Origin of the sequence: Alteromonas confluentis (assembly GCF_001757105.1) — a bacterium.
Classification (GTDB): Bacteria; Pseudomonadota; Gammaproteobacteria; order Enterobacterales; family Alteromonadaceae; genus Alteromonas; species Alteromonas confluentis.
The window spans coordinates 241,047-249,810 of sequence record NZ_MDHN01000010.1; the positions used below are offsets into that span (position 1 = coordinate 241,047).

10 protein-coding genes are annotated in these 8,764 nt (G+C 47.1%); 7 read left to right on the forward strand and 3 right to left on the reverse strand.

Annotated features, from left to right (window positions below):
- Positions 1-7 precede the first annotated feature (7 nt).
- Positions 8-502, forward strand: a complete 495-nt coding sequence (locus BFC18_RS05615) for a SprT family zinc-dependent metalloprotease (RefSeq protein WP_245680343.1) — start codon at positions 8-10, stop codon at positions 500-502.
- A 52-nt stretch (positions 503-554) separates the two neighbouring features.
- On the opposite strand, the gene yfbV is transcribed toward BFC18_RS05615, so the two are convergent.
- Positions 555-1,004: a terminus macrodomain insulation protein YfbV gene (gene yfbV / locus BFC18_RS05620; RefSeq protein ID WP_070124255.1), complete on the reverse strand. Its 450-nt coding sequence runs from the start codon at positions 1,002-1,004 to the stop codon at positions 555-557.
- Positions 1,005-1,290: 286 nt separating this feature from the next.
- On the opposite strand from yfbV, the gene trxB reads away from it, so the two are divergent.
- The 4 genes from trxB (at position 1,291) to infA (ending at position 4,065) form a co-directional block, all read left to right on the forward strand.
- Positions 1,291-2,256: a thioredoxin-disulfide reductase gene (gene trxB / locus BFC18_RS05625; RefSeq protein ID WP_070124257.1), complete on the forward strand. Its 966-nt coding sequence runs from the start codon at positions 1,291-1,293 to the stop codon at positions 2,254-2,256.
- A gap of 56 nt (positions 2,257-2,312) precedes the next feature.
- Entirely contained in the window at positions 2,313-3,062 is a 750-nt protein-coding gene (aat, locus tag BFC18_RS05630) for a leucyl/phenylalanyl-tRNA--protein transferase (RefSeq protein WP_070124258.1), read from the forward strand.
- Positions 3,059-3,772, forward strand: a complete 714-nt coding sequence (locus BFC18_RS05635) for an arginyltransferase (RefSeq protein ID WP_070124260.1) — start codon at positions 3,059-3,061, stop codon at positions 3,770-3,772. The genes aat and BFC18_RS05635 overlap by 4 nt, the downstream gene beginning before the upstream one ends.
- Positions 3,773-3,846: 74 nt before the next feature.
- The gene (gene infA, locus BFC18_RS05640) at positions 3,847-4,065 is read left to right on the forward strand and encodes a translation initiation factor IF-1 (protein WP_070124261.1); all 219 of its coding nucleotides are present in this window, start codon (positions 3,847-3,849) and stop codon (positions 4,063-4,065) included.
- Positions 4,066-4,161: 96 nt separating this feature from the next.
- Here the strand turns inward: infA and clpA are convergent, their stop codons facing one another.
- Both clpA and clpS read right to left on the reverse strand, forming a co-directional pair.
- On the reverse strand, positions 4,162-6,438 hold the full coding sequence (clpA, locus tag BFC18_RS05645; protein ID WP_070124263.1) for an ATP-dependent Clp protease ATP-binding subunit ClpA: 2,277 nt from the start codon (positions 6,436-6,438) through the stop codon (positions 4,162-4,164).
- Between the two features lie 24 nt (positions 6,439-6,462).
- A complete protein-coding gene (gene clpS, locus BFC18_RS05650; RefSeq protein WP_070124265.1) occupies positions 6,463-6,783 on the reverse strand; it encodes an ATP-dependent Clp protease adapter ClpS in 321 nt (106 codons plus the stop codon).
- 200 nt (positions 6,784-6,983) lie between these two features.
- On the opposite strand from clpS, the gene cspD reads away from it, so the two are divergent.
- Positions 6,984-7,202, forward strand: coding sequence for a cold shock domain-containing protein CspD (gene cspD, locus BFC18_RS05655; RefSeq protein ID WP_070124267.1), 219 nt, complete (start codon positions 6,984-6,986; stop codon positions 7,200-7,202).
- 224 nt (positions 7,203-7,426) lie between these two features.
- Positions 7,427-8,755, forward strand: a complete 1,329-nt coding sequence (locus BFC18_RS05660; protein ID WP_070123693.1) for an IS4 family transposase — start codon at positions 7,427-7,429, stop codon at positions 8,753-8,755.
- Positions 8,756-8,764 lie beyond the last annotated feature (9 nt).

An 8,764-nucleotide genomic window follows, 5' to 3' on the forward strand; every position in this document is an offset into this window, starting at 1 on the left:
GCAGTTCGTGGCACTTACTTCATCTGATAAAAAGGCGGTGACTGACGAAGTTCACCGCCTTATTCATATTGCAGAGCAATTTTTTAACTGTCGGTTTCCATTGCCAGATGTGAGCTTTCGCCGCAGTGGTAAAAACGCCGGTACCGCCTTCTTACAACAAAACAGAGTTAACTTTAACCCTGTGCTACTAGCAGAAAACAAAGACGCCTTCTTTGCAGAAGTCATCGCCCATGAAGTGAGTCATCTACTCACCTGGCAAAAATTCGGCAAAGTAAAACCTCACGGCAATGAATGGCAAGCCATAATGCGCGAAGTGTTCAACTGTGAGCCCTCCACCACCCATAATTTTGATCTGAGCGGCTTAAAGATTCGCACTTTTCCCTACCAGTGCGGCTGTCAAACGATAAACCTTTCCGTTCGGCGTCACAATAAAGTGCTCAAAGGCATGCAATACCGCTGTACCCGTTGTGGCGAGATGTTGAGATTTAGCGCGAATCACTGAAAAACGGCCGAAAAAAAACCGGTGACATCACCGGTTATTCTTTTACTGAACTTTAATTGAACCACTTTTGCGTGAAAACCCGGTCTAATTCGCTAAATGCTGTTTTCAGGGTTGATGCCAGTTCACGGTATTTAGGTTGTGAGCGCATGGCTTGTAATTCGCAGCCTTCCGCCGCCATCTTTCTATGTACCTCCTGGTACCAGCTTTTAAGTTGCGGAGGTAAAACCTGATTGGAACGGTGTCCTAGCCAGAGTAGACCCTGAACAGGCAAACTAATAAAGAAAAGGCCAATAGCTAGCGCTTGTGGTAGATAGGCTGCGCCTAACACGTTAAACATCATGCCTGCGGCGACAATCGCCAATGGCGGCATGGTTTTAATTGCCAGCTTAGTCGCGCTCACCACTCTGCATTCGGGAAAAAAAGCATAAAGCTCACGCTTTACCGGCCAGGTATTCATGTAATCCTGACCATCACGAAGTAACGTGAAAACTGATTGTGACATGCTTACTCTCCATACAGGTTGTCGGCGTTCACTGACATTGGCGCTGGTGTGCTGAATAAGACAGCAAACCGGGGATTTTGTTGCAGGGATATTAGCATTCTATACTAAATTGCACTGCGATTGGTTTATTATAGCCTACTAATTAGGTCAGGTAACAACCCAGACATATGTTGTAATGAAAAGTCATACTCAATTTAGGTTGAATATGCGATATTGGACCTTATTAAGATAACATCATTTTTTCAGGGCAATAAGCGCTATTATGCCCTGCGCAACGGAGACAAACATGGCAGAAAGCAGACACGTCCGTCTACTTATTCTGGGCTCTGGCCCAGCTGGATATTCAGCAGCAGTTTATGCAGCCAGAGCAAACCTTGAACCTGTACTTCTGACAGGTATTCAGCAAGGTGGTCAGCTTACCACCACCACCGAAGTTGAGAACTGGCCAGGCGATCCTGAAGGTCTGACTGGCCCGGATCTAATGGTGCGTATGCAAAAGCATGCTGAGAAATTTAATACCGAAATTATTTTCGACCACATCAATAAAACCGACTTCAGCAAGCGTCCGTTCACCCTTTACGGTGACTCAGGCACCTATACCTGTGATGCTCTGATCATCGCCACTGGCGCGTCAGCTAAATATCTGGGCATGGAATCTGAAGAAGCATTCAAAGGCAAAGGCGTGTCAGCCTGCGCAACCTGTGACGGTTTCTTCTACCGTAATCAGAAAGTGGCTGTTGTAGGTGGTGGTAACACAGCCGTTGAGGAAGCGCTTTATTTGTCAAACATTGCATCGGAAGTGCATGTTATTCACCGTCGTGATTCATTCCGCAGCGAAAAAATTCTTGAGCAACGCCTGTTGGACAAAGCCGAGAATGGCAATGTGGTATTGCACCTCAACCGCACGTTAGATGAAGTACTCGGTGACGAAATGGGCGTAACGAAAGTGCGTATTGCAGCCACCGACTCTGATGCTAAAGAAGAAATCGATGTAATGGGTCTGTTTATTGCTATCGGCCACAAGCCGAATACCGATATCTTTGAAGGTCAGCTTGAAATGAAAGATGGCTACATCAAAGTACAAAGCGGATTACAAGGCAACGCCACACAGACATCTGTAGAAGGTATTTTTGCTGCCGGTGACGTGAGCGACCACATCTACCGCCAGGCAATCACCTCTGCGGGTACAGGCTGTATGGCTGCACTGGATGCCGAGAAATTCCTCGACGGCATGCGCCCTGAACAGGGTTAATACGAAAATGGGCAGCTTGTGCTGCCCATTTCTCTTTTGCTACACCTTATCTGCCGATGATTGAACTTCCCTATCTCAACGTAGAAACGCCATTTCCTCCGGTATCTACCGCACTATCCGACCCCAACGGATTACTTGCTTATGGTGCCACCCTCGATGCGCCCCGACTTTTTAACGCGTACTCTAACGGTATTTTTCCCTGGTTCAGCGATGATGAACCGATTCTTTGGTGGTCGCCCGATCCACGAGCCATTATAGAATTGGATGATTTTCATCTTTCTCGCAGCCTCAAAAAGTTGGCAAATCGCCGTCAATATACCGTAACCCTGAACCAGTCGTTTGATGAAGTGATAGAAGCGTGCGCCAGCATACCGCGCATGAACCCGCATAGTGATGCGCCAACCACTGAAACCTGGATCGTCGACGACATGATTACCGCGTATAAGCGACTGCACCAAGCCGGCATCGCGCACTCTGTGGAAGTATGGGACGCGCAGAATAATCTTGCTGGCGGCCTCTACGGCGTCGCTATCGGTGAAATTTTTTGTGGTGAATCGATGTTTCACCTTCAACCCAACACGTCTAAGTTGGCGATGTATGCCCTTGTCACCCATATGAAAAAACATCAACTGGCGTTTATAGACTGTCAATTACCTACTGAACATCTTGCCAGTTTAGGCGCGAAAACCTTGCCTAGAAGCACATTTATTGAACGCTTACGCAAGCATAATGATACACTAGACGAAGACGGCAGGATTACTGCCGAATATCGTTACCGTTGGCAAGGTGGAAATATAACCCCATGAAGTTCGGGCTTACGCAGTCTTTCGCCTGCAGTTATTTACCGCAAAAAAATGAACAATTGTTAGTGTTCGCAGAAACTGAGCAAGATCTCAGTTATCGTTACGGGCAGCTTATCCAGGCTGGTTTCCGACGTAGTGGCGATCAAATTTATCGTCCCCACTGCCCTACCTGTGATGCCTGTCAGTCAATTCGTATCCCGGTGGCGGAATTTACGCCATCGCGCAGCCAACGGCGGGTGCTTAAACGTAACAGCCACCTGACAACCCGATTATCCCGAACACCGGCAGAGAGTTATTATCCGCTTTACGAGCGCTATATTAATGCCCGCCACACCGATGGCAGTATGTATCCTCCCAGCCGGGAACAGTTTGATAGCTTTATTTTGTGCCAATGGAACCCGCCCGTGTTTATTGAAGCCTGGGACGGCGATACCCTGGTCGCCGTTGCCGTTACCGATGACATCACCATGGATGAAAACCAACGCGCTTTTTCAGCCTTATACACATTTTTTGCGCCGGAACTGGCTGCGGCTTCCATGGGTACATGGATGATCATGCAGCAAATAATGCATGGGCAGTCTGAAGATCGTCAGTATCTCTATTTGGGTTATCAAATAGATGACTGCACAAAAATGAATTACAAATCAAAATTTCTGCCTCACGAGCGCTTGTTCGACATGAAATGGCAGAAATTCAGCTCAAAAAGGGCCTGAGCCCTTTACACGCGCGCTTTTATTGGTTAATGTCTGCGCGGCAAAATTTTGACTTACTGAGGTAATTGCTTTACATGGCAAAAGAAGATTCTATCGAAATGGAAGGAACAGTGGTTGACACACTTCCTAGTACACAATTCCGCGTTGAACTTGAGAACGGTCACGTTGTGACTGCCCACATCTCCGGCAAAATGCGCAAGAACTATATCCGCATTCTGACCGGTGACAAAGTAACCGTGGAGATGACGCCATACGATCTGACTAAAGGCCGTATCGTCTACCGTGCAAGATAATACTCAGTAGTCTGTAGAATCTTATTAAAAAAGCCCGATGACATTCATCGGGCTTTTTATTTGGATCTTTAAAGAAAACTGAAACCGCTGAACCGATTAGTTCGACTCAGCCTCTTCATTAGGCGCTTCGGCACCAGAGAAAGAAAACTCCAGTTTATCTTCGCCAAGGTCAACTTTCACACTGCCGCCTTTGCTGAGTTCACCAAATAACAATTCGTTGGCTAACTCTTTCTTCACTTCCTCTTTGATGAGGCGTGACATTGGACGAGCACCCATTGACTTGTCGTAACCCTTTTCTGCCAGATAAGCTCGGGCAGCAGGTGTCACTTCAAACGACACGCCTTTGGTATCGAGTTGCGCTTCCAGTTCCACCAAGAACTTATCAACCACCTGCAGAATAACGTCGGTACCCAAGTGATTAAACCAGATGATACCGTCAAGACGGTTACGGAATTCTGGTGTAAACACCTTATTGATTTCCGACATTGCATCGTGGCTATGGTCTTGTTGCTTAAAGCCGATAGACTTACGCACGGTTTCCTGCACGCCGGCGTTGGTTGTCATTACCAATACCACGTTACGGAAATCCACTTTACGACCGTTGTTGTCTGTCAGTGTACCGTGGTCCATCACCTGCAGCAGGATGTTATAAATATCGCTATGCGCTTTCTCGATTTCATCAAGCAAGACCACTGAATACGGATTTTTAATAACCGCGTCAGTCAGCAAACCGCCCTGATCAAAGCCCACATAACCCGGAGGCGCACCAATAAGACGGCTTACCGCGTGACGTTCCATGTACTCAGACATATCGAAACGTACCAGCTCAACGCCCATAATTTTTGCTAACTGCTGCGTCACCTCGGTTTTACCTACACCCGTAGGACCGGCAAACAGGAAGCTACCAATTGGCTTTTCTTCACTGCCGAGACCGGCACGTGACAAATGAATCGCGTCTGTGAGGGTTTCAATGGCTTTGTCCTGACCAAACACCACCATTTTCAAGTCGCGTCCCAGATGTTTCAGTGCCTGACGGTCTGATGCAGAAACTGATTTTTCTGGTATGCGCGCCATCTTGGCAATGATTTGCTCAATGTCAGCCACATTGATGGTTTTCTTACGGCGTGATGCTGGCAATAAACGCTGGCTCGCACCGGCTTCATCCATCACGTCAATGGCCTTATCAGGCAAATGACGTTCGTTGATGTACTTCGCTGATAGTTCTGCCGCCGCTTGCAACGCTTTCTGCGTAAAGCGCACGCTGTGATGCTCTTCATAGCGAGACTTCAGACCAAGCAAGATCTTCGTCGTATCGCTCACTGAGGGCTCCGTCACGTCGACTTTCTGGAAACGACGAGCCAGTGCTCTATCTTTTTCAAAAATGCCCTGATATTCCTGGTAGGTCGTAGAACCGATACAACGCAGTTCACCAGAACTCAGTTTGGGTTTCAGCAGATTAGATGCGTCCATGACACCACCGGATGCCGCACCAGCACCAATGATGGTGTGGATTTCATCAATGAACAAAATAGCGTGCTCGTCTTTACTCAATTCTTTAAGAATCGCTTTCAGACGTTTTTCAAAATCGCCACGGTATTTAGTACCCGCAAGCAGACCACCTAAGTCCAGTGAATACACGGTACTTTCAGCAATCACATCCGGCACGTCTTCGTTAACGATGCGGTAAGCTAAACCTTCGGCAATAGCCGTTTTACCCACGCCGGCCTCACCCACCAGCAGCGGGTTGTTTTTACGGCGACGACACAGAATTTGAATAGTGCGCTCCACTTCGGCATCGCGACCGATGAGTGGGTCGATCTTGCCGTCTTTCGCCTGACGGTTCAGATCAGTAGAATATTTGCTAAGCGCAGAACCAGACTCTTCCCCTTCAGCCATTTCTTCGTTGTTTTCAGCACCAGCAGGACTCTCGTCGTCGCTTTTGCTTACGCCATGGCTAATGTAGTTCACCACATCCAGACGGGTTACGTCTGCACGTTTAAGAATGTAAACCGCCTGAGATTCTTGTTCTGAGAAAATGGCGACTAGGACGTTGGCGCCTGTCACTTCGTCTTTACCTGAAGACTGAACATGGAAAACTGCGCGCTGAAGTACGCGCTGGAAGCCTAAAGTCGGCTGGGTCTCTCGCTCATTAGCTTGCTCGTCCATAATGAGCGGCGTAGTGTCTTTGACGAATTCGATGAGTTCAGCTTTGATTTGCTCGATGTTTGCACCACAAGCCTTGAGTGCATCCCGGGCAGCAGAATTATCCATCAGCGCCAGCAACAAATGCTCTACCGTCATGAATTCGTGACGATGTTCTCTGGCAAACACGAAAGCTTCGTTCAGCGTTTGCTCTAACTCTTTATTCAACATATCGCTCGCCCTCTGTTAATAGACTTATGCCTGTTCCATGGTGCACATAAGCGGGTGTTGATGCTTACGCGCGTGCTGATTGACCTGCATCACTTTGGTTTCTGCAATCTCTGCAGTATATATGCCACAAACGGCTCGTCCCTGATAGTGAACAGTGAGCATAGTTTGATTGGCCTTCTCAGCATCCATATTAAAAAAATGCATGAGTACTTCGACCACGAAGTCCATTGGCGTGTAATCGTCGTTGTTTAACAACACTTTATACATCGGAGGCGGCTGCGTCTTCTGACGTTCCGCCAAGCGTTCTTTTTCTCGGTCTATACTGATCGCGTTGTCTTTACTCATAGTACAATAATAGTGCCTTAGCGCAGATTAGCTGATTTTTTTGCAAATAAATAATCTTTAATTTACGCTTGACATGCAATGGTTAAAATATCTACAGTTTTAACTATGGATATTCGAGTGACGCGAATATCCATCGTGTTCCCAACATCTATAGTGGGGGCATTGTATTATGAGTTCAAGGATTAAGAGGAAGTCGATGTATGGCGGTTGGTAAAGTTAAATGGTTTAACAATGCTAAAGGATTTGGATTTATCGTTCCGGAAGATGGTGGTGAAGATATTTTTGCTCACTACTCAACCATCCAAATGGAAGGATATCGTTCTCTGAAAGCAGGCCAGGAAGTAACGTTTGATGTACAGCAAGGTCCTAAGGGCCTGCACGCGGAAAACATTGGTGTTGTAGAAGAACCTGAACGTTAAAATTCAATAAAGCATTCCAAAGGGCTTTTTACTGCTTTGAGGCAGTCGGTAGAAAGCCTTTTTTATGCTCCATTTTCTGCGGTGCCTTCTCAATTTACCGCACACCAAATAAAAAACCCGGCGAAAGCCGTAATGCCGATCAGTTAAGAATATTTTCATGATCGGTTGACCGATCTTTTAAAGGCTTCAAAATCCGATATCAGTTTCTGATATCGGATTTTTTTATGCCTTTACTTTCCAACCTCGATGAAACATTCAGTCATGCTGAAGATTTGAATACTATTGATAAGCTCATGTCTTTTGTTGACCCTGAACTGCTCCAGCAAGCTTATGATTTATCGGGTGTAGCGACCGTCAGACGTCGCCGGTTGCCGCTGGATTCCGTCGTTTTTACGATTGTGGGAATGAGCCTCTTCCGTAACGACCCTGTCTGGGATGTCGCGAATAAACTCGATGTTTCGCTGCCGGGTAAAAACCGCTTTGTTGCGCCCAGTGCGGTGGTGCAAGCCCGGCAACGACTGGGGGAGGAAGCTGTCGGTCACGTCTTTAAGTTAATGGCACAGCGAGCATTTGGAGAGTATGCCTTTGAACAGTGGTGTGGTTTAAATGTCCTGGCGGTTGATGGTGTGATGTTCCGTGCGCAGGATACCAATGAGAATCTTGATACATTTGGTTGTGACCGGAATGCTAAAGGTGATAATCCTTATCCGCAGGTACGCATGTGCAGCCTGATGGAAACGTCCAGCCATCTTCTATTAGCCAGTGAATTCGACAGTCGTGATGTCGGCGAGATGTCACTTGCAGAGCGCCTTGTTCCTTCGGTGCCAGATAACTCCCTGACTCTCTTTGACAGAGGATATTACTCGTTGGGATTACTCCATCTATGGATGACTAAAGGTGTGAATACCCACTGGATGCTGCCTGCTCGTAAAGATTTACAGTACACAGTAAAGCATCAACTAAGCGACCATGATGCTGTTGTCACACTGAAAACCTCGCCCCAGGCCAGAAAAAAATTTAGTGGCTTACCTGAGACCCTCGAAGCGAGATTGACCAGCTATGAAGTCGATGGAAAGACTTACCGTGTGCTTAGTTCAATGGTCAATGCGCTACAGTTTCCCTATGACGAAGTTGTCGATGTGTATGTTCAACGCTGGGAAATAGAGCTGGGCTTCAGGGAAATGAAACAAACGATGCATCAGGCAAAACTGACACTCCGAAGCAAGAAGCCGGAGATGGTACGACAGGAGCTCTGGGGGCTATTACTCGCCTACAACCTGATTCGAATGATGATGCTGGATGCTGTCAAAGATATGCCGGAGCTATCTCCGTCCCGACTCAGCTTCGGCTTATGCATGAGACACATTATTGTATTCTTCCTGTCAACCATTCCGGAAACCGTTACTAAGCTGCCCGTTCACTATGAATATCTGATGGAATCTCTGAGAATGATGAGGTTGCCCGACAAACGTCCAGACAGATATTACCCAAGAGCGGTGAGGAAAAAACCGACTAAATACCCCACAAAGAAAAAAGCCAGTCAGCTTAACTGACTGGCATTA